This window comes from Pseudomonas sp. USHLN015, assembly GCF_037153275.1.
Lineage (GTDB): Bacteria > Pseudomonadota > Gammaproteobacteria > Pseudomonadales > Pseudomonadaceae > Metapseudomonas > Metapseudomonas tohonis.
In genome coordinates, this window is record NZ_JBBCKP010000009.1 from 144,917 (window position 1) to 165,574 (window position 20,658).

At 65.1% G+C, this 20,658-nt stretch carries 22 protein-coding genes; 17 read left to right on the top strand and 5 right to left on the bottom strand.

Features of this window, described 5'->3' with window-relative positions:
• The first annotated feature begins 227 nt into the window (after window positions 1-227).
• From WFQ67_RS19260 to WFQ67_RS19315, 12 genes are all read left to right on the top strand, one after another.
• Complete coding sequence (locus tag WFQ67_RS19260) at window positions 228-1,196, top strand: GlxA family transcriptional regulator (protein WP_337057915.1); 969 nt, start codon at window positions 228-230, stop codon at window positions 1,194-1,196.
• A gap of 102 nt (window positions 1,197-1,298) precedes the next feature.
• Complete coding sequence (locus tag WFQ67_RS19265) at window positions 1,299-2,003, top strand: NAD(P)H-dependent oxidoreductase (protein WP_337057916.1); 705 nt, start codon at window positions 1,299-1,301, stop codon at window positions 2,001-2,003.
• 153 nt (window positions 2,004-2,156) lie between these two features.
• Window positions 2,157-2,753 carry a paraquat-inducible protein A gene (locus WFQ67_RS19270; protein WP_337057917.1) on the top strand — a complete coding sequence of 199 codons (597 nt, stop codon included), beginning with the start codon at window positions 2,157-2,159 and terminating at the stop codon, window positions 2,751-2,753.
• Window positions 2,750-3,394: a paraquat-inducible protein A gene (locus WFQ67_RS19275; protein ID WP_337057918.1), complete on the top strand. Its 645-nt coding sequence runs from the start codon at window positions 2,750-2,752 to the stop codon at window positions 3,392-3,394. Before WFQ67_RS19270 ends, WFQ67_RS19275 begins: the two co-directional genes overlap by 4 nt.
• Window positions 3,375-5,024 carry a PqiB family protein gene (locus WFQ67_RS19280; protein ID WP_213629960.1) on the top strand — a complete coding sequence of 550 codons (1,650 nt, stop codon included), beginning with the start codon at window positions 3,375-3,377 and terminating at the stop codon, window positions 5,022-5,024. Before WFQ67_RS19275 ends, WFQ67_RS19280 begins: the two co-directional genes overlap by 20 nt.
• 17 nt (window positions 5,025-5,041) lie before the next feature.
• Window positions 5,042-5,590: a PqiC family protein gene (locus tag WFQ67_RS19285; RefSeq protein ID WP_337057919.1), complete on the top strand. Its 549-nt coding sequence runs from the start codon at window positions 5,042-5,044 to the stop codon at window positions 5,588-5,590.
• 106 nt (window positions 5,591-5,696) lie between these two features.
• Window positions 5,697-6,059, top strand: a complete 363-nt coding sequence (locus tag WFQ67_RS19290; protein WP_213629957.1) for a DUF5064 family protein — start codon at window positions 5,697-5,699, stop codon at window positions 6,057-6,059.
• Between the two features lie 453 nt (window positions 6,060-6,512).
• Window positions 6,513-6,890 (top strand): DUF3302 domain-containing protein, encoded by a 378-nt coding sequence (locus tag WFQ67_RS19295; RefSeq protein WP_213625055.1) that lies wholly within the window; start codon window positions 6,513-6,515, stop codon window positions 6,888-6,890.
• Between the two features lie 3 nt (window positions 6,891-6,893).
• Window positions 6,894-7,853: an HlyD family secretion protein gene (locus WFQ67_RS19300; protein WP_337057920.1), complete on the top strand. Its 960-nt coding sequence runs from the start codon at window positions 6,894-6,896 to the stop codon at window positions 7,851-7,853.
• A 13-nt stretch (window positions 7,854-7,866) separates the two neighbouring features.
• Entirely contained in the window at window positions 7,867-8,670 is an 804-nt protein-coding gene (gene ppk2 / locus WFQ67_RS19305) for a polyphosphate kinase 2 (RefSeq protein ID WP_337057921.1), read from the top strand.
• 625 nt (window positions 8,671-9,295) lie between these two features.
• Complete coding sequence (gene chrA, locus WFQ67_RS19310) at window positions 9,296-10,678, top strand: chromate efflux transporter (protein ID WP_337057922.1); 1,383 nt, start codon at window positions 9,296-9,298, stop codon at window positions 10,676-10,678.
• A 239-nt stretch (window positions 10,679-10,917) separates the two neighbouring features.
• On the top strand, window positions 10,918-13,488 hold the full coding sequence (locus WFQ67_RS19315) for a bifunctional diguanylate cyclase/phosphodiesterase (RefSeq protein ID WP_337057923.1): 2,571 nt from the start codon (window positions 10,918-10,920) through the stop codon (window positions 13,486-13,488).
• A gap of 27 nt (window positions 13,489-13,515) precedes the next feature.
• Here the strand turns inward: WFQ67_RS19315 and WFQ67_RS19320 are convergent, their stop codons facing one another.
• Complete coding sequence (locus WFQ67_RS19320) at window positions 13,516-14,334, bottom strand: helix-turn-helix transcriptional regulator (RefSeq protein ID WP_337057924.1); 819 nt, start codon at window positions 14,332-14,334, stop codon at window positions 13,516-13,518.
• 80 nt (window positions 14,335-14,414) lie between these two features.
• Between WFQ67_RS19320 and WFQ67_RS19325 the strand changes: the two genes are divergently transcribed.
• Genes WFQ67_RS19325 through WFQ67_RS19335 form a run of 3 tightly spaced genes read left to right on the top strand, consistent with a single transcriptional unit; the run spans window position 14,415 to window position 15,310 of the window.
• Complete coding sequence (locus WFQ67_RS19325; protein WP_213625061.1) at window positions 14,415-14,660, top strand: helix-turn-helix domain-containing protein; 246 nt, start codon at window positions 14,415-14,417, stop codon at window positions 14,658-14,660.
• A gap of 19 nt (window positions 14,661-14,679) precedes the next feature.
• A complete protein-coding gene (locus WFQ67_RS19330) occupies window positions 14,680-14,949 on the top strand; it encodes a helix-turn-helix domain-containing protein (protein WP_337057925.1) in 270 nt (89 codons plus the stop codon).
• Window positions 14,950-14,989: 40 nt separating this feature from the next.
• Window positions 14,990-15,310, top strand: coding sequence for a hypothetical protein (locus tag WFQ67_RS19335; protein WP_337057926.1), 321 nt, complete (start codon window positions 14,990-14,992; stop codon window positions 15,308-15,310).
• Window positions 15,311-15,521: 211 nt separating this feature from the next.
• On the opposite strand, the gene WFQ67_RS19340 is transcribed toward WFQ67_RS19335, so the two are convergent.
• A complete protein-coding gene (locus WFQ67_RS19340; protein WP_213625064.1) occupies window positions 15,522-16,271 on the bottom strand; it encodes an SDR family NAD(P)-dependent oxidoreductase in 750 nt (249 codons plus the stop codon).
• A gap of 182 nt (window positions 16,272-16,453) precedes the next feature.
• Between WFQ67_RS19340 and WFQ67_RS19345 the strand changes: the two genes are divergently transcribed.
• Entirely contained in the window at window positions 16,454-17,359 is a 906-nt protein-coding gene (locus tag WFQ67_RS19345; RefSeq protein ID WP_213625065.1) for a LysR family transcriptional regulator, read from the top strand.
• Between the two features lie 134 nt (window positions 17,360-17,493).
• Here the strand turns inward: WFQ67_RS19345 and WFQ67_RS19350 are convergent, their stop codons facing one another.
• On the bottom strand, window positions 17,494-18,012 hold the full coding sequence (locus WFQ67_RS19350) for a helix-turn-helix domain-containing protein (RefSeq protein WP_213625066.1): 519 nt from the start codon (window positions 18,010-18,012) through the stop codon (window positions 17,494-17,496).
• Window positions 18,013-18,122: 110 nt separating this feature from the next.
• On the bottom strand, window positions 18,123-18,809 hold the full coding sequence (locus WFQ67_RS19355; protein WP_111260280.1) for a hydrolase: 687 nt from the start codon (window positions 18,807-18,809) through the stop codon (window positions 18,123-18,125).
• 273 nt (window positions 18,810-19,082) lie between these two features.
• Between WFQ67_RS19355 and WFQ67_RS19360 the strand changes: the two genes are divergently transcribed.
• Window positions 19,083-19,553 carry a Rid family hydrolase gene (locus WFQ67_RS19360; protein WP_213625067.1) on the top strand — a complete coding sequence of 157 codons (471 nt, stop codon included), beginning with the start codon at window positions 19,083-19,085 and terminating at the stop codon, window positions 19,551-19,553.
• 10 nt (window positions 19,554-19,563) lie between these two features.
• Here WFQ67_RS19360 and WFQ67_RS19365 read toward each other — a convergent pair whose 3' ends face one another.
• Window positions 19,564-20,538 carry a LysR family transcriptional regulator gene (locus tag WFQ67_RS19365; protein WP_337057927.1) on the bottom strand — a complete coding sequence of 325 codons (975 nt, stop codon included), beginning with the start codon at window positions 20,536-20,538 and terminating at the stop codon, window positions 19,564-19,566.
• Between the last annotated feature and the right edge of the window lie 120 nt (window positions 20,539-20,658).

The following is a 20,658-nucleotide window of genomic DNA, read 5'->3' on the forward strand; positions in this document are numbered from 1 at the left end:
CGCGCATGCCGCCCATGTAGGGTGGACAACGCTTCACCCGTCCACCCTGCGCGGTTCCACCGTGGCACGGCACAGCATGGGTTTCGCACAGCTCTACCCATCCTACGGAGAGCACACCCGCGCAGTGGCTCGGCGGGCCGCACTGGTGAGATGGGATGGGCCGGAGCTTTTGCGTGCGCCCCCACGCAGGTGTAAAAAGACGCTCCTTCCATGCGGATAACGCCAACATGCCCGTTGCGGCCATCTACCTCTACGACCAGTGCTACGCCTCCAGCGTCAGCGGTTTCGCCGATGTCATGCAGGTGGCCAATGCACACCTCGCCGCACAGGGCTCGGCGGAGCAGTACAGCTGGTCGTTCATCTCCGCTGCGCGGCAGGTCACGGCGAGCAACGGGTTGCCGCTGAAGTCACGGCGGGCCGAGGCGGACGAGCGTTTCGACATCGTCTACATCCCCGCCTGCCACTACCCGGGCTACCACGGCTTCCGCGCCCTGCTCGACCGGCAACGCCCGCAGTGGCTGGTGCGCCAGTGGGAGATGGGCGCCGAGCTGATCGCCACCTGCACCGGCACCTTCCTGCTGGCCGACACCGGCCTGCTCGATGGCCGGGTCGCGACCACCACCTGGTGGCTGGAGGAGCAGTTCCGCTCCTGGTTCCCGGCGGTGGACCTGCAGATGTCGCCCATCCTCACCCAGGCCGACCGGCTGTTCTGCGCCGGGGCGCTGTCGTCCTACCACCTGCAGTCGATCCAGACCGTCGAGCGCCACTCCGGGGCGGCCCTGGCAGCGCGCTGCGCCAAGAGCCTGCTGATCGATGTCAGCCAGACACTGCAGACCCCCTTCCTGCCGCTTCTCGCGCACCGCTCCCACGAGGACGCGCTGGTGCGCCAGGCCCAGGACCACCTGGAGCGGCACCTGGCCGAGCCCATCCGCCTGGCGGACCTGGCGCGACGCCTGGCGGTGAGCGAGCGCACGTTGATTCGGCGCTTCCAGCAGGCCGTGGAGACGACGCCCCTGGCCTACCTGCAGAACCTGCGCATCGAGGCCGCCAGGGCGCTGCTGGAAACCGGCAACCAGCGCGTGGAAGACATCGCCCAGGCCGTGGGCTACCAGGACGGCAGCTCGTTCGTGCGCCTGTTCCGCGAGCGCATCGGCCTGACGCCGGCGGCCTATCGGCGCAAATTCCGTTTCGACTGACCGGTACCCCTTGTCGGCATCTGCATATCCAGCGTCATTTTTGCCTCTGTGACAGCGGCGCCCGGCCCCCTACCCTGGCGCCCAGTCCAACCGAGGTGCCTTATGAACGTCCTGATCGTGCACGCCCATCCCGAACCCGCGTCCTTCTGCTCGGCGCTCTGCCAGGCGGCGGCCGAGCACTTCCGTGGCCTCGGCGCCAGCGTGGAAGTCTCCGACCTCCATGCCATGGGCTTCGACCCGGTGGCGAGCGAGCGGGACTTCATCGAACGGGCCGATGCCAACTACCTGGTCTATGCCCTGGAACAGCGCAACGCGGTGAAGCACGGCCTTCTGCAACCGGACATCCAGGCGGAGATCGACAAGGTCCGCCGCTGCGACCTGCTGATCCTCAGCTTCCCGGTCTACTGGTATTCCATGCCCGCCCTCCTCAAGGGCTGGATCGACCGCGTGTTCGTCTCCGGCCTGTTCTACGGCGGGCGGCGGATCTTCGACCAGGGCGGCATGCGCGGCAAGCGAGCGCTGGTCTGCGCCACCCTGGGCGGGCGCGAGCGGATGTTCTCCGCCGAAGGCATCCACGACGATCTGCGCGAGCTCTTCCGCCCGCTGCTCAAGGGCACCCTGGGCTACACCGGCTTCGATGTGCTGGCTCCCTTCTTCGCCTACCACGTGCCCTACCTGGACGATGCGGCGCGCGGCGCCATTCTCGGCGACTGGCGTCAACGGCTGGCCGGCATCGACGGGCAGGCGCCGCTGGAGATGCCCTTCACAGGCGACTACGACGCCCACTTCGAAGCACGCATCCGCTGAGGCACCGATTTCGGGGCCCGCGGCTTTCTGCACCCTCGCGCTCGCATTCGGGATTCCTTGATCCACACTTCTGTCGGTGTCGTTTTGCTTTGACGCTGTTCGTACTCCCCCAGGACGCGAGCAGCACGGCTTCGGTACTCGATAGAGAGGCGTATGGCGAATCGCGACGAGTTGATCATCTGCGAGCACTGCGACTGCGTGTTCGAGAAGCTCACGCTGGCCCGGCACCAGACGGCGCACTGCTCGCGGTGCGGCGGCGTGCTGCAGCGCTACAACGGCCTGAGCATCGAGCAGCGCCTGGCGCTGAGCCTCACCGCCCTGGTGCTCTGGGTGTTCGCCAACTTCTACCCGGTCATGAGCATCAGCCTGAAGGGCCTCAAGAGCAGCGCCACGCTGTGGGATTCGGTGCTGGCACTGAGCCTGGGGCCCATCACCTTCATCGCCCTGGTGGCGGCCATCTCCATCATCATCGCGCCGCTTTTCCAGTTGCTGCTGCTGTGCTGGGTGCTCGCCTTCGGCTTGCGCCAGCGCCGCGCGCCGGGCTTTTGCCTGTGCATGCGCTGGCTGGAATCCCTGCGCCCCTGGAGCATGCTCGAGGTCTGCCTGCTGGGCGCGCTGGTGGCGGTGTTCAAGCTGGCCGGCATGCTCGAGGTCATCCCCCACACCGGCCTGTTCGCCCTGGCCGTGCTCGCCCTGCTGCTGATCCGCATCGCCGGGCGCGACGTGCGCGAACTCTGGGGGCTGCCATGAGCACGCCGCCGCTGGCCAGCGAGCTCGCCCTGTGCCTCTGCCACAGCTGCGGCAAGGCCTGCGACATCAGCCACCACGCGCACCGGTGCGAGCGCTGCGGTGCGCTACTGCATGCGCGCAAGACCAATTCCCTGGGCCGCACCTGGGCATTCCTGCTCGCCTCGCTGGTGTTCTACGTCCCCGCCAACCTGCTCCCGGTGATGAACACCAGCCTGTTCGGCAACGGCTCCGACAGCACCATCATGAGCGGCGTGCTGGAGTTCTGGCAGCACGGCGCCTGGGACATCGCCCTGATCATCTTCATCGCCAGCATCGCGGTGCCGGGGCTCAAGTTCGTGGTGCTCACGCTGCTGCTGGTCACCGTCCAGCGCCGCTCCTCCTGGGCGCGCCGGGAGCGCTCCGGCCTGTACCGCTTCGTCGAACTGATCGGCTACTGGTCGATGCTCGACGTGATCGTGGTCGCCCTGGTGGCGGCGCTGGTGAAGTTCCAGTCCCTGGGCGAGATCGAACCGCGCGCGGGGATTCTTTTCTTCGGCCTGGTGGTGGTGTTCACGATGCTCGCCGCGATGAGCTTCGACCCCCGGCTGATCTGGGATACGCCCGATGACGAGGAGGTCAGGGATGAGCGCGGAAACCCGTGATGCAGGCCCCGGCCGCCCCCTGGTGAAGACCCGCCGCTTCAGTGTTTCACTGGTCTGGATCGTGCCCATGGTCGCGGTGCTGGTGGGCCTGTCGCTGGTGGTGCACAGCTGGATGCAGCGCGGCCCGACCATCACCGTCACCTTCAAGACCGGCAGCGGCCTCACGGCCAACAAGACAGAGGTCAAGTACCGCAACGTGGTGATCGGCCACGTCTCCGAAGTGGCGCTGAGCAAGGACCAGAAAAGCGTCGACGCCACCCTCGAACTGGCCAAGGAAGCGGAAAGCTTCACCCGCGAGGACTCGCAGTTCTGGGTGGTGCGGCCACGCATCGGCGCGGGCGGCGTATCGGGCATCGACACCCTGCTCTCCGGCGACTACATCGGCGCCGACACCGGCCAGGCCACCCGCCGCGCCAAATCCTTCGTCGGCCTGGAGAACCCGCCGCCGATCACCTATGGCGAACCCGGCCGGCGCTTCACCCTGCACGCCCCGGACCTGGGCTCGCTGGACATCGGCTCGCCCCTGTACTTCCGCAAGATCCCCGTCGGCCAGGTGGTGGCCTACAACCTCGACGAAGACGGCAAGGGAGTGAGCATCGAAGTGTTCGTGCATGCGCCCAACGATCGGTTCGTCACCGAGAACACGCGCTTCTGGAACGCCAGCGGCATCGACGTGAACCTCGGCGCCAACGGCGTCGCGGTGAAGACCGAATCGCTGTCGTCGCTGCTGGTCGGCGGCATCGCCTTCCGCGCCCCCGAATACAGCCCCAACGACCAGCCCGCTGCCGAGAACAGGGCCTACGAACTGTTCGACGACCAGCAGGCCGCCCTCGCCCCGCCCAGCGGCAAGGCGCAATACCTGCGCCTGCGCTTCGACCAGTCCCTGCGCGGCCTGAAGGTGGGTGCCCCGGTGGAATTCCTCGGCGTCGAGATCGGCAAGGTGGTCACGGTCAACCTGGACTACGACGCGCAGAAGCACAGCTTCCCGGTGGACGTCGGCATCGTCATCTACCCGCAGTTGCTCGGCCAGGCGCACATCAAGCTGCTCCAGGCGATGCAGCACGACCCCAGCGACGAGGCCGGCGGCGCCCGCCTCATGGGCACCTTCATCGACAAGGGGCTACGCGCCCAGGCCCGCACCGGCAACCTGCTGACCGGGCAGCTGTACATCTCCCTCGACTTCTATCCCAAGGCCCCGAAGGTGGCCTTCGACCCCAGCGCCCGCCCCGTGAGCATCCCCACCATCCCCGGCAGCTTCGAGAAGGTGCAGGAGCAGTTGCAGGCCGTGGTCGACAAGCTCAGCAAGCTGCCGGTGGACCGGATCGCCAACAACCTCGACAACAACCTGGTGGAGCTGCGCAAGGTGCTCTCGCAGTTCAACGGCAAGACGCTGCCCGGCGTGCAGACCACCCTCGAAGACGTCAGCAAGACGCTGCAGTCGGCCAGCTCCACGCTCGCCGAGGACTCGCCGCAGCGCGAGCAACTGACGCAGACCCTCGACGAGCTGGAGCGCATGTCGCGCTCGCTGCGCGAACTCTCCGACTACCTGGGACGGCATCCGGAATCGCTGATCCGCGGGCGGCCCGAGAACGCCACCCCCGGTGGCCTGGTGGCACCGCCGGGCCAATGAACACAGGAGTGACACCCATGGCCGTCCCGATCAAGCTCGTGCTCAGCGCCGCCCTGCTGCTACTCGCCGCCTGCCGCAGCGACCCGATCAACTTTCACACCCTGACACCGCTCCAGGCCGGCGATGGCCGGCCGGCAGGGGCGGACATCCAGATCGAAGGCATCAGCGTGCCACCGCAGGTGGACCGCCCGCAGATCGTCATCCGCCAGGGCGACAGTGGCCTGGTGATCCTGGAGACCGAATGGTGGGGGGCGAGCCTGGTGGACGAGCTGAGCAGCGCCCTGGAGAACCAGCTCGCCAACAGCAGCCTGCCGCGTCGGGCCTCGGTGCGCCTGGACGTGCAGCGCTTCGACTCCGTGCCCGGCCGCTACGCGCTGCTCGACGTGCGCTGGCGGCTACGCCCCACCGACGCCGGCGACAAGGCCCTGTTGAGCTGCCGCAGCACCCTGCAGACGCCTGCCGGCGCCAGCATCGACGCCCTCGTCATCGCCCACCAGAAGAACATCGAGCGCCTGGCCGAAGCCATCGTCCGGACGGCCGGCAGCGACCAGGGGCAGTGCCCGTAGAAGACCCTGGCAAGGGCAGGCAGAAGCCGGTTCCAGGCCCTGGCGAGTCTGTTCTATTCTTGGCGCTGGCTCAGCGATTCCACGCGATTGAGGAAGGAGAAACGTCATGGCGACATTCGAACCCGGCCACCTGCACATCGAGCGTCACGCGCTGAACGAGCACGACGTCAGCTACAACCTGTGCATCGACTACGAAGTCTCCCAGGACCCGAAGGAAGGCAAGGGCATGCTCTTCACCCTGCACGGCAGCATCATGGGCAAGGACCTGAAGGAGACCTTCTTCCTGCCCAAGGACCTGGCCTACAACTTCGCCAGCAACGTGACCAAGATCGCCGAGAAATACGGCATACCCAAGGCCATGAGCGGCATCGGCTCCATGCACAAGCACTACGACGCCATGTTCGAGGACGTGCGCGCGCAACTGAACATGAAATCCGGCGACCCGGTGAACCCCGAGCATCTGGAATGACCCGTCGGTAGCCCGGGCTGCGGTGCCGAAGACTGCGCTCATGTAGGGTGTGCCGCCGCGCGGTATTCCAGGCCACCTGGAACGCCCACAGCATGGGTTTCGCTTCGCTCTACGCCATCCTACGAAAGCACGTCCGTAGCTTGGACTTCAGTCCGGGAACAACTCCGTGCCATCCCCGGGCTGAAGCCCGGACTACGGTGCCAGGGGTTGGGCTCTTGTAGGGTGTGCCGCGCGCACCGCCGCTCGGTTTTTCAGGCAAGGCATGGAACGCCTGGAACGCCCACAGCATGGGTTTCGCTTCGCTCTACGCCATCCTACAGGGGTGGAAATCGCCGCGCGGCAAGGCCTCGACCCCCGCCATGAGCACCAACGCCCGAGGCGACATACGGGCCAAGCGCCGCTCCGTTTTGCCTGCTAGCGTCCTTGTTGCACATACGTGCCAAGGAGGCCGGCATGCTCGACTACGTCGCGCTGGGGATGCTCATTTTCGTGGGTATCGTGCTGTTCTACGGTGTCATCGCGATTCACGACATCCCCTACGAAATCGCGGTACACCGCAAGCATCCACAACAGGATGCCATCCATGTCGCAGGCTGGATCAGCCTGTTCACCCTCCACGCCATCTGGCCGTTCCTGTGGATCTGGGCAACGCTTTACCGCGAAGACCGCGGCTGGGGCTTCGCCACCACGAAAGCGGCGCCCATCGATGACAGGCGCCTACAGGAGCTGGAACATGAACTGGGCGAACTGAAGCTGCGCCTCGCAGCACTGGAAACGCCTCCTGCTCCGACACCCGACACACTCGTGGAACTGCCACGGCAGGAAGGCTGAGCCATGGACCTGTTGCTCATCCTCACCTACGCCGCGATCTGCGTGGCGATTTTCAAGCTGTTCCGCATCCCGCTGAACAAGTGGACCGTGCCGACGGCGGTGCTGGGCGGCATCGTCCTCATCGGTGCGCTGATCTTCCTGATGAACTACAACCACCCTTACTCCGAAGTCTCGCGCAGCTACTTCGTCAGCACCCCGATCGTGCCCGCCGTGAGCGGCCAGGTGATCGAGGTGCCGGTGCAGGGCAACCGCATCCTGGAGAAGGGCGACGTGCTGTTCCGCATCGACCCGACGCCCTTCGAGTACCGGGTCAGGTCGCTCAAGGCGCAGCTCGTCTCGGCCAAGGCCGACCAGTTCCGCGCCAGCGAACTGGCACGGCGCAATGTCGGCAACCTGCGCGACGTCGACACCACCCGGGCGCGCGTGGACGACCTGCAGGCCCAGCTCAACATCGCCCAGTTCGAACTGGACAACACCACCGTGCGCGCGCCGAGCAAGGGCTACGTCACCCAGGTGTCGCTTCGCCCGGGCATCTATGCGGTGAAGATGCCGCTGCGCCCGGCCATGGTCTTCGTCCCCCTGGAGGACCACGCCTACATAGCCTGGATGCGGCAGAACAGCCAGCTGCGCCTGAGCCTGGGCGACGAGGCGGAAATCGCCTTCGACGGCATCCCCGGCGAGGTCTTCGAGGCGCGCGTGAAGATGGTCATGCCGGTGATCGCCGAAGGGCAGGTGCAGCCCAGCGGCAACCTGATCGGCTTCACCGGCTCGCCCCCGGCGGGCCGCGTGCCGGTGGTGCTGGAGGTGACCGACCCCGACTTCGAGCAGTACCGCAGCCTGATGCCGGGGGGCGCCTACGGGCAGGCGGCGCTGTACTCCGAGCATTTCCACCACGTCGCCATCATGCGCAAGATCCTCCTGCGCATGGCCGCGTGGATGAACTACATCTTCCCCTTCCACTGATGGAGCACGGGACATGGCCAGGAAGAAACAGCAGGCTGCCGAGAAGCTGGAGCGCAAGGTCTACGAGAAGAAACTGAAGCGCCTGCACATCGAGCTGGTCAAGCTGCAGCAGTGGGTGGTGGCCAAGGGGCTGAAGGTCTGCGTGATCTTCGAAGGCCGTGATGGCGCCGGCAAGGGCGGCACCATCAAGGCGATCACCGAGCGGGTCAGCCCACGGGTGTTCCGCGTGGTGGCGCTGCCGGCACCCTCCGAGCGCGAGAAGACCCAGATGTACGGCCAGCGCTACCTGCACCACATGCCCGCGGCCGGTGAAGTGGTGATCTTCGACCGCAGCTGGTACAACCGCGCCGGCGTCGAGCGGGTCATGGGCTTCTGCACCGAGGAGCAGGCCGTCAAGTTCCTCTCCGTGGTGCCGCTGTTCGAGAGGATGATCGTCGAGTCCGGCATCCTCCTCATCAAGTACTGGCTGGAAGTCAGCGCCGAGGAGCAGCAACAGCGCCTGGAGGAGCGCATCCACGATGGCCGCAAGATCTGGAAGCTCTCGCCCATGGACATCAAGTCCTTCCGCCGCTGGGACGACTACACCCGCGCCCGTGACGAGATGTTCGCCGCCACCGACTCCTCCTGGGCGCCCTGGTACATGGCGCGCTCCGAAGACAAGCGGCGCGTGCGCCTGAACATCATCAGCCACCTGCTGGCGCAAGTGCCCTACCAGGACATCACCAGGGAGCAGAAGGTCGAGCTGCCCAAGCGCGGCAAGATCGGCCGCTACAAGCCCGTGCCCTACCCCTTCCGCATGGTGGACGAGCGCTTCTGATCCAGGGCGGGCCGGGGTCATTAATGAGCGGGACGTGCGCCATGAAAAGCGCCGCGCCTTCTTGTAGGAGCGAATTCAGTCGCGAAATGCCCTGCATGCAGTTGGACGGCGCTCCACCCGCCCTTCGCAGCCCGGCACGGCACCGCTGGTGGAGGTAAGAAGCGACCTCCACCCTACGCAGCGGTCATGTCCAACGGCCGCACGGCGCTTCGTGTAGGGGTGACTTCAGTCGCCAAAGGCAACGCAGTTGCCCCAGCCCCAACGAATTGGTCGCCACACGCCGCACGTGGTACCTCGGCTGCCATGCCGTAGCGGAGGGATGCGGTTTTCGGCGGAGCACCGTCGACCTCAACGCAACCAGGCGATCGATGCGATTGCACTCTTCACACGACTTCCTGAAACAGTATTAGCGTAGAGTTCACCCCCCCACTGCGCATTCAGCCCCGTATGGACAATCGGCTATCCGTGCACATCGCCTTGCCTGAAGCCAATGCCACGCAACCGAAGCACGGGCGGCGCGCGTGCGCGGCCGGGGCTGCACGAACCGTTCCCGATGACGATCATCTGCTGACAGCTGCCTGCACGTTCGCTCGGCTGCTGGCACCTGCAAAAAACGAGAGCGCCAATGGATGAGACCACCCTGCCCCCGGCAGTACAGGATCTACCCCGCACCGAGCCCGTCAGCCTGCTCCAGGCCTTCCTGTTCTGGCTCAAGCTCGGTTTCATCAGCTTCGGTGGCCCCGCCGGGCAGATTTCGATCATGCACCAGGAGCTGGTGGAGCGCCGGCGGTGGATCTCCGAGGGCCGCTTCCTGCATGCCTTGAACTACTGCATGGTGCTGCCCGGCCCGGAAGCCCAGCAGTTGGCGACCTACATCGGCTGGCTGATGCACCGCACCTGGGGCGGTGTGATCGCGGGGTCGCTCTTCGTGCTGCCCTCGCTGTTCATCCTGATCGCGCTCTCGTGGGTCTACATCGCCTTCGGCGACGTTCCGGTGGTGGCCGGGCTGTTCTACGGGATCAAGCCCGCCGTCACCGCGATCGTGGTCCAGGCCGCTCACCGCATCGGCTCCCGCGCACTGAAGAACAACTGGCTGTGGGCGATAGCAGCCGCCTCGTTCGTGGCGATATTCGCCCTCAGCCTGCCGTTCCCGCTGATCGTGCTGGGGGCCGCCGTCATCGGCTACTTCGGTGGGCGCCTCGCCCCGGGGATCTTCAGCGTCGGCGGTGGCCACGGAGCGGCCCGGCAGTCTAGCGGGCCGGCGCTGATCGATGACGACACCCCAACGCCGGAGCATGCGCGCTTCCGCTGGTCACGCCTGGCCTCGCTGGCGGCGACAGGTGCGGCGCTGTGGGTGTTGCCCATGGGGCTGCTGACTGCGCTGTTCGGCTGGGACGGCACGCTGACGCAAATGGGCTGGTTCTTCACCAAGGCGGCGCTGCTGACCTTTGGCGGCGCCTATGCCGTGCTGCCCTATGTCTACCAGGGCGCGGTCGGCCATTACGGCTGGCTCACCCCCACGCAGATGATCGATGGCCTGGCCCTGGGTGAAACGACGCCAGGCCCCCTGATAATGGTGGTGGCGTTCGTCGGCTTCGTGGGGGGCTACGTGCAGCAGGTGTTCGGCGCCGAGCATGCCTTCCTCGCCGGTGCGGTCGCCGCCAGCCTGGTCACCTGGTTCACCTTCCTGCCCTCCTTCCTGTTCATTCTCGCGGGTGGGCCCCTGGTGGAATCGACTCACAACGAGCTGAAGTTCACGGCGCCCCTCACGGCCATCACGGCCGCCGTGGTCGGGGTGATCCTCAACCTGGCGCTGTTCTTCGGTTATCACGTGCTGTGGCCGCAGGGTTTCGCGGGGCATTTCGACTGGCCCTCGGCGCTGATCGCGCTGGCCGCCGCCGTCGCCCTGTTCCATTTCAAGCGCGGCGTCATCCAGGTGCTGCTGGCCTGTGCGCTGGTCGGATTGACGGTGTATCTGCTGCAAGGATCGCCAGCATCGGCCGCCTGACCGGCCCTGGCAGAGGCGAGGCGTAATCATGCGCATCCCGTGCCGCCGGGGCCGCACCGGTACGGTTTCGCCGCGCAATCCCTGCAACTTTCCGCCCCGCGCCGGTCTGTTGTTCATCCGTTACCGCATGGCGCCCCGGGCTGTCTTGCGCAGACTCCCCAGCATTTTCTCCGCGCTCACATAAACTGAAATGGCCTGGGCCGCGCCGTGCCGCGTGGCTCTCCAGCAGTGAGGACTTGATGATAGACGTAAACCCGCGCACGGACAGGCCATCACCCAACCGCTCCAGCGTGGCGTTGACGCGGGCGTCTCTCTTGAAGTTCTTCGGGCTGCTCACCAGCGCCTTCCTGCTCGCTGCCTATCTGCTCATCTACCTGGCGCATGACCTGGACAAGACCGAGGAGATAGAGAGCGCGTTCTACACCGAGAAGGCCATTCAATCGCTGGAGAAGTCGCTGCGTTCGACACTCCGGGACTACGCGTTCTGGGGGGATGCCTATCGCAACCTGCACCAGCAGGTGAACTCCGAATGGGCTTATGCCCGGCAGAACCTGGGGCCGACCCTGTACGACGACTTCGGGCTGCAAGGGGTGTTCGTCGTGGATGGCGCCGGTCACACCCTGTACTCCGTGATCAATGGCCGGCTGCAACACACGGACGCCTCGCTTTGGTTCAAGCGCTCCCTGGAGCCGCTCCTCGACCAGGCCCGCCTTGGAGCGGAGTCGGAAACCCCCGTCACGGCATTCGTGGATATCGACGGGCAGCCTGCCGTGGTCGCGGCGGCAGCCATCACGCCGGGATCGGACCCGTCCATACGGCCGGATACCGGGCCGTCCTCGGTATTGATCTTCGTCCGCATCCTGGACCCGGCGTCCCTGGAGCAACTGGGCAAGGAATACGGCGTCGAGGGGCTGCGCCGAGCGACTCCCGCTGACCTCAACGACAAGACGATTCTCGCCCTGGGCGAACAGGGGGCTGCCAGCAGCCTCCACTGGGAACCGGAAAAACCCGGCCGGCGCCTGCTGGCGCTGGGCTTCCCGCTGCTGGGCGTCATCGCGTTGCTGGTGTGCCTGATGGCCTGGGCGTTGTTGCGCCGGACCACGGTCGGCGCCATGGCGCTGGATGCGAGCTATGCCTCCCTGCAGCGCAGCCAGGACGCCCTGGCGATTAGCGAGGCGCGCTTTCGCGACATCGTGGAAACCAGCTCCGACTGGGTATGGGAAATCGACGGCCAGGGGCGCTTCACCTTCCTTTCCGAGCGCTTCGAGGCGGTCACCGGGCTGGATCGGGATGCCTGGATCGGCCAACCGATCGACGAGCTGCTGTCTCCCGAGAGCGGCACCCTGTCCCAGTGGCTGAGCCGCACCGGCCTCCCTGCCGACAACAGCATCCTCTGCCGCTTCATCGGCTGCGGCGGCCAGGAGCGGGTCACCCGCATTTCGGCACGAGCCATCGATGACCGGGGCTTTCGCGGCACCGCGACCGATGTGACCGGGGAGATCGAAGCGCGGCGCAGAATCGAGTTCCTGTCCCGCCATGACGCGCTCACGGGGCTCGCCAACCGTGCGCGGCTCAGGGAGTTCCTCGACGGCAAGCTGAAAGCCAGGCCGACGCGCGAGCAGCCGCTGGTGCTGCTTTTCGTCGGGCTGGACCGCTTCAAGTCGGTCAACGACCTGCTCGGCCACGCGGCGGGGGACCAGGTGCTCAACGAGATTTCGGATCGCCTGGCCGACTGCGTCCGGCACAAGGACCTGGTCGCCAGGATCGGGGGCGACGAATTCGTCCTGCTGCTCTCGCATATCGGTTCGCAGGCCAACGTCGAAGCCCTGTGCCAGCGCGTGCTCGACTCCATCAAGCGGCCCATCAGCATCAACCAGCAGCCCACCTACGTGAGCGCCAGCATCGGCATCGCCATGGCGCCCAACGATGCGGCCGAGGCCAGCGAGCTGCTGCGCTATGCGGACATCGCCCTGTACGAAGCCAAGGCGGCGGGCCGTGGCACCTGGCGGTTCTACTCGGGCGAGATGAACGCCAGGATCATCGAGCGCCGGCGCCTGGAAACCGACCTGCGCAACGCCATCACGCAGGGAGAGCTGAGGCTGCACTTCCAACCGCGCTACCGCCTCGCCGACGGGCAGATGAAGGGGGCGGAGGCCCTGGTCCGCTGGCAGCACCCCGAGCTCGGGCTGGTCCCGCCGAGCACCTTCATCCCCATTGCGGAGCAGACCGGGCTGATCATTGCCTTGAGTGACTGGGTGATCGCCACCGCCTGCCACCAGGCAGCGCAATGGCCGGCCCACCTGTTCCTGTCACTGAACCTCTCGCCCCTCGAATTCAAGGGCGACGGCCTCGCCGAACGGATCGGCAAGGCGCTCGCCGACTCGGGCATCGGCCCCTCCCGGCTCGAACTGGAAATCACCGAAAGCGTCATGCTCGACGATGCCGGAGGAGCGCTGGAGCTGATGCACAGGCTCAAGGGACTCGGCGTGCGCCTGGCGATGGACGACTTCGGAACAGGGTATTCGTCCCTGAGCTACCTGCGCAGCTTCCCCTTCGATGGCCTGAAGATCGACCGGAGCTTCCTCAACCGCACGCACGTCAGCGAGGAGGACAAGGCGATCATCCGGGCGATCGTGGAGCTGGGGCACGCCTTGTCGCTGACCGTGACCGCGGAGGGGATCGAGACCGCCGAGCATCTGGACATGCTCAAGGCGATGTCATGCGAGGAAGGCCAGGGCTATTTCCTCAGCAGGCCACTGGATATCGATGGCTTCAATGCGTTGCTGGGCAAGGCGACCACGAAGGAGTGAGCAACCCACGCTGCCTCTGGGAGGCGATCACCTGCGCACACGCCTCGGCCGGCTGAACATCCGCGCCCCCATCAGCTCGCGCACGAACAGCCCGAACAGCTCCGCCTGGGTGCCGATCTCCAGCTTGTCGTAGAGGTTGCGCCGGTGGACCTTCACCGTGCCCCGGGTGATGCGCAGCTGCTGGGCGATCTCGCTGCTGGAATAGCCCTGCAACAGCAGCTGCACCACCTTGCACTCGCGCGGCGTCAGCAGCTCCCGCGCAAACAGGCTGAACACCTCGCGCACATGGTCGCTGGGCTGCAGCGCATCCACCGGCGGCTGGCCCCGCGCCTCACAGGCTAGGCGCACCACCTCCTGCACCACCGGCGCCGCGATGCCCAGGAGCTCCAGCTCCTCCTCGCTGAACACCGCCCCGCCCTGCCCGCGCATCAACGACAACACCGCGCGGCAACCCGGCGCCGGCGTGGTGAAGAAGCCCAGCTCCTCGCTCAATTCCAGGCGGTGGTAGTAGAGCTGGAAGTAGTGGTTGTCCCGAAAGCTCCCCGGCGCCAGCGTGCGCATGCTGTAGAGGCCATCCGGCCGCTCGAAGGTGCAGGCGAGGAAGAACGGATCGAACAGGTACGCGCCGCCCCGGTAGTCGTCGATGAAGGTGGCCTGCAGCTCGGCGGGCAAGGTGTGGAACAGCGGCAAGGGCGCATCGCTGCCTTCGAAGAGGAACAGCGCGAAGTGATCGACCGGGGCGAAGCGCTGCAGCCAGTCGGTCAGCGCCTGCAGCTGGGGTTGGGCGGGGGGTTGGGTGAGGATGGTGGTGATGTCCTGGGTCCATGTTTTCAGGTCGCTGTGCATTCCCGGCAGTCCTTTCTTCAAGACGTAATGGGTCATAAATACCGTGGCCCTATAGACATCCTAGCCAGCAGATTCTCGCCATGGCAAGAATCTCCGCAGATCACGATAAAGAAGGCAGTCTCCTACGACTGGGCGAAGCCGTGCGCACTCGCAGGAAGACGCTCAACCTCTCACAAGAAGCGCTCGCCGATGCCGCCGGCATCGACCGCTCGCACATGGGCAAGATCGAACGTGGCGAACGCAACGTTACATTCCTGAACATCGTCCGAATCGCCGGTGCGATGGACTGCAATCCGTCCGACCTGCTCGTCGAGGCGGGTCTCTGAGCAAGGCTATACAGCAGACATGGAACTCAAGCTCGCACTTGGGCAAGCCATCAGGAACCTGAGGGTCAGCAAGAAGCTTTCACAGGAAACGATAGGCGCTAGCCAGGCCTACATCAGCGATCTGGAGCGCGGTATCAAGAGCCCCTCAGTGATCAAGCTGGTTGAGTTTGCCGAGAACATGGGCGTGCATCCGCTGACGATCCTCGCCAAGAGCCATCTGCTGGCAAATCCCGAGCTGAGCATTGACCAGTTGCTTGAGCGAGTGCGCAGGGAGCTTGAGGAAGGATGAAAGCCCGCCCCTGGCGAGCCTGGCAGCGATAAGGATCGTTATGCGGCACAGCCCCGAATCCACCCCACCACGCCGCCAGCCCACGCTCCCACTTGCCCATCGCCTGAAAATCCCGATCGCAGCGCTGCTGCTTCTCACCGCCCTTCCCGCCCTGTGCGGCCCGGAGCCCTCCTTCACCGGGCACTGGTACCTGGACCTGCGCACAGCGGAACAGAGAGAAGCAAAGGCCGAATGCGGCAGCACAGGCTTCGACCTGGTCCAACAGGGCAACGCCATAACCGGCACCCACTACTTCGCCACGGTCGACTGCGGTCGGGTCAATGAAGGTGGGGAAGTCAAAGGAGTGGTAGCCGGATCGTAAGCCATTCTTCACGTCACCAGCGGCAGGAATGGAGCGGTCACAAAAGGCAGGGCCGCCCTTAAAGACAGAGTCGTTTTCACTGCCCTGAACCTCCTCTTATGGCCGACTGTGGCCGACGAGCAGCAACAGTCGCCCCACAGCAATCAGTGGCATCTTTGAACGGCCAGCCCTTGCCATCAAAGCAGGTAGCCCGCTATCCCAGATCCAGCGATCAGACCTGGGCCATCCCGCCGTCGACAAAGAGCTCGATGCCGTTGATGAAACTCGCCGACTCGGAGGCGAGGAAGGCCACCGCCTTGCCGATCTCCCCGGGCTCGCCCAACCGGCCCAGCGGTACCTGGCTGGCCAGGGCATCGAACAGGCCTTGGCGCGCTTCATCGGGCACCAGTTCGCCAAGGCCGGGAGTACGGACCGGGCCGGGGCTGACGACGTTGACTCTGATGCCGCGGTCCTTCAGGTCCAGCGCCCAGGAGCGGGCGAAGTTGCGGACGGCGGCCTTGCTGGCGCTGTACACACTGAAATTGGCGGTGCCCTGGATCGAGGTGGTGGATGAGGTCAGGATCACCGACGCACCATCAGTCAGCAGCGGTAGCGCCTTCTGCACGGTAAATAGGACGCCGCGCACATTCGTGCCGAAGATGCGATCGAAGTGTTCCTCGGTGATGGCGCCCAACGGCAGCATGTCTCCGCCGCCGGCATTGGCGAAGAGGATGTCCAGTCGGCCAGCGGTTCTGGCGATCTGCGCATAGACCGCGTCCAGGTCGTCGAGCACCGAGGCGTCGGCGCGGATCGCCGTGGCGGACGGGCCGATGGCCTCGACAGCTGCGTCCAGTTCGGCCTGGCGGCGCCCGGTGATGAACACCCGTGCGCCTTGTGAGGCGAGTTCCTGTGCGGCGCCGAGGCCGATGCCGCTGCTGCCTCCGGTAACCAGGGCTACTTTTCCGGTAAATGGCTTGTTCATGGTTATCTCCGATCAAGGGTCGATTTCAGGTCTGGATGCACTGCCTCTGGCCCGCTACCGGCGCGGTATTCAGGCGAGGCATGGCGCTACTCTAGAGATCGTCGATTGATGGAAAAAGCGGATGCAATGGAATGACTATCCATAGCCATGGATAATCCATGCACCCCCATCGAGGATTTTTCATGGACCAGCTCCAGGCCATCCGTGCCTTTGCCCGCGTGGTAGAAGCCGGCAACTTCACCCGTGCCGCCGACTCGCTGAACATGCCCAACGCCACCCTGAGCAAACTGGTGCAGGAACTGGAAGCGCACCTGGGCGTGCGCCTGCTGCAGCGCACCACGCGGCGTGTCACGGTGACACCGGAGGGCCAGGATTACTACGGCAAGGCCACCCGTGTATTGCGAGACCTGGAAGACATCGACTCCTCCTTCAACATCGCCCGCAGCAAGCCACGTGGCCACCTTCGCATCGACGTCGGAGGCTCCACCGCACGGGACGTATTGGTGCCGCTGCTGCCTGACTTTCTGGCGCGCTATCCGGATATCCGCATCGACCTTGGAGTGTCCGATCGTTCGGTCGACCTGATTGGCGACAATGTCGACTGCGTGATCCGCGGCGGTGCGCTGGATTCCTCGTCGCTGGTGGCGCGCGGCCTTGGCCAGGCGACCATGGTCACCTGCGCTTCACCCGAGTACCTCCGCCATAACGGTGTCCCTGCCTACCCGGAGGAACTGCGCAATGGCCACCGGCTGGTGAGCTATTTGTCACCACAGAATGGTCGGGCGGTGCCCTTGCGCTTCGAACGCGACGGGGAACGTCACGAGCTGACACTCGAACACCGTATCGGCATCAACGAAAGCAACGCACACCTAGCCGCTTGCGTGACGGGCCTCGGCATCATTCAGACCTTCACCTACGCAGCGGGCGCCGCCCTTCGCGATGGCTCTCTGGTGGAGATTCTCGAAGACTGGCGCCCTGCCCCCTATCCATTCCACGTGGCGTACCCACAGAACCGCTACGTTACCCACCGTCTCCGGGTGTTCATCGATTGGCTCGTGGAGCGCATTCCGGAAAAGATCGCTGGCTGAGCGACTGAAAGTGTTCACCGCCCCATTGCTCCCGGCCGGCTGCAGCCCTTACCGGGCGGTGGTTGCCAGTCCGCTATCGGCCGATGCCTGCTTTCCACAGGCGCCCGCTACCGCTGCTCGCTCGAAATCGAACCTCACGCAACCTGAAGCGATGACTGCTGGCTGCGCTGCCAGCGCTTGGGGGAGATGCCGGTCAGCTTGCGAAATGTCCGGGTGAAATGGGACTGGTCGGAGAATCCGCACTCGAAGGCGACTTCGCACATGGACATCGAGCCTCCGGCGATCAGGAGCTGGGCACGTTCGATACGTGACTTGAGCGTCCACTCCTGCGGCGACATGCCGGTGGTTTTCTTGAAGGCGCGGGAAAAATGACTTCTGGACATGGAGCATTGCGAGGCGACTTCGGCGATGGACAGCTTGTCCTGGCACGTGGACGCCAGGATCCGCTTGGCCTTGCGCTCCTGCCAGGGCGCCAGCGCGACCCTGTCCCGACTGTCCGCCACGTGATCCTCGTAGCGGACGACCAGGTGCTGGCAAAGACGCATGCCCAGTTGGTGCAGGGACTGGGGTTCAGGCCGCGCACTGTCTTGCAGCGCTGCCTGGAACGCCATGGCGAGTTGGTAGGTTTCCTGATCGAGCACGGCCATGTTCATCGCTATCTCCTGGTAACGCGCGCAGCCGTGCCCACCACCGAGAGGGTATCGGCTTGCGTCTGAATCATTCGGTTGGAAGGGTCGCCCCCGAGAACCGGGGGCGCCCAGGCTTAGAGGGGAGCGGCAACCGGGGCCAGGGTCGGACCGTGCGCAACGCGCTCAGGCGCCTTGTGGACCATGGTGTAGGCGTAGTCGACGCCCATGCCGTATGCGCCGGAGTGTTCCTTGACCAGGTTCATGACGGCGTCGTAGGTGTCGCGATTCTTCCAGTCGCGCTGCCATTCCAGCAGCACCTGCTGCCAGGTCATGGGCACCACGCCAGCCTGGATCATGCGCTGCATGGCGTAGTCGTGGGCTTCCTTAGTGGTGCCGCCGGAAGCGTCGGCGACCATGTAGATCTCGTAGTCGGCATCGTGCATGGCCGAGAGTGCGAAGGTGGTGTTGCACACCTCGGTCCAGAGGCCGGCGACGATGATTTTCTTGCGCCCGTTCTTCTTCAAGGCATCACGGACCTTCTGGTCGTCCCAGGAATTCATCGAGGTGCGCTCGAGCAGCGGCGCATCGGGAAACACCGCGAGCAGCTCGGGGTAGGTATGGCCGGAGAAGCTCTCGGTCTCCACCGTGGTGATGGTGGTGGGGACGTCGAAGATCTTCGCAGCCTTGGCCAGGGCCACCGTGTTGTTCTTCAGGGTTTGCCGGTCGATGCTCTGGACACCGAAGGCCATCTGGGGCTGGTGGTCGATGAAGATCAGTTGGCTGTTCTGGGGCGTCAGGACTTCGGTTTTCGGATTGTTCATTGTCGTTACCTGTCGATGGTGTGGAGGGTCTTGGTGAGGTTTTCGGCGGCTGCATTGGCGTCGTGATCACCTGGGGATCCAGGAGGCTTTCGGAGCGGCTGCGGCCTGAACACGAATCCAAGTTAGCCGATCGACCGGCACTTCGTTTGTGCATTTTTGCGCTTTTGCTGGCGCAAAAATGCGCCATCGAGTGCGCGTTGGCGCTGCTAGCATCCGCCCTCCACCCACCGAACCGACGCAATCCAGGCGTCCGATCCGAGCAAGGAGAATGCAATGGCAGCTTCACGACCCGATGGCCAGAAAACCGCGTACTGGGGTGTCCCCTGGGAAGAGGGATATGGCTACCCCCAGGCGCGGCAGGTGGGGAACGAGGTCTATGTATCCGGCCAGTTCAACCACGATGAAGACGGCAACCTGGTTGCCCCTGCACCGCTGGATAGCAAGGGCAAGCCCCGTGATTTCTCCGCGATGGGAGAACAGATGCGCACTGCCTATGCCAACATCGCCAAGCTGCTCGCCCTCTATGGCGCCACGCTTGAGGACGTAGTCGAAGAGACGCTGTACGTACTGGACATGGACGCGGCATTCGCCGTGGTGGGCAGTGTTCGCAAGGCTGCCTATGGCACCGAACGCCCGCAGTGCGCGAGCAATATCATTGGCGTGTCCCGGTTGGCGCAGCGCCCGCAACTGGTCGAAATCGCTTGCAAGGCCGTTATCGGCGCGCAGGCCGATCAAGCGAGATAACCGACCGGAACTACTCTGCCGGGTGAGCGAGTTGCCCCTCGATGAGGGGCTTCTGGTTCGCCACTGCGGCGGCGCAGAAGGTCATGAACGCCTTGACTCGCCAGGACTTCCGGATGTCCTGGTGGGTGAGCAGCCAGAGTTCGTCATTGAGCTCGGGCACCACGGAGCCGACGCGCCTCAACCCCGGCGTGATATCGCCCAGCATGCAGGGCAGGAACCCCAGGCCGAGCCCCGCCGCGATCGCCGCGCTCGCTGCGGCGACGGAGTCGGTGCGGTAGGAGATGCAGTGCGCATCCACTCGGTTGTCGACGTAGCTGGTGGCCTTCAGGCCGCTAAGGCCACCGGAATACGACACCCATGACTGGCCTTCGGCGAAAAGCGCAGGGGCAGGCGCGTTTCTGAGGGTGCCGTACGGTGCCCAGGCGATCGTCGCGAGTTTGCGCCCCACCAGGCTTTCCGAGGGTTTCTTGGTCGCTCTCACTGCGATGTCCGACTCGTCCCGGGCCAGGCTCAGCGTTTGGTTACCCACTAGGACCTCGATCGTTATCCCTTCGTTGACCGCCCTGAAGTCCGCAATGATCGGGGTGAGGAAGTACAGGAGCAACGAGTCGCTGGTGGTGATCCGCAGCTTGCCCAGGAGCCCGTGCTCCGCGCGTGATATGCGCCGGGCGACGCTGACGATATCGAGCTCGACGCGTTCGGCCAGGGCTCGCAATTCGGCACCTTCCGTGGTGAGCATGTAACCCGAGCGGCGGTGATCGAACAGAGCAATCCCCAGTGTTTTCTCGAGCTGGGCCACCCGGCGTGAGACGGTGGATACGTTGATCCCGAGCTTCTTGGCGGTGACGGCGCGATTGCCGCATTCGCTGAGCGTCTTGATGATCCGAAGATCGTCCCACGAAAGCTGGTTTACAGCTTCGCTCAGGTCCCATTTGGCACTGCCCTGCGTACCCTGCCCCGATGAAACGCCTCTAGGTGATTTCACGCCAAACCTTCCAGATCTCGTGTGCGCGCATCATACGAAAAGGGTTATGGGAGAACCATCGTGAGGCTGCCGCGGTACCGCTGGCCGTCATAAGCGCCCTCCGCCCTAAACCGTTGCATC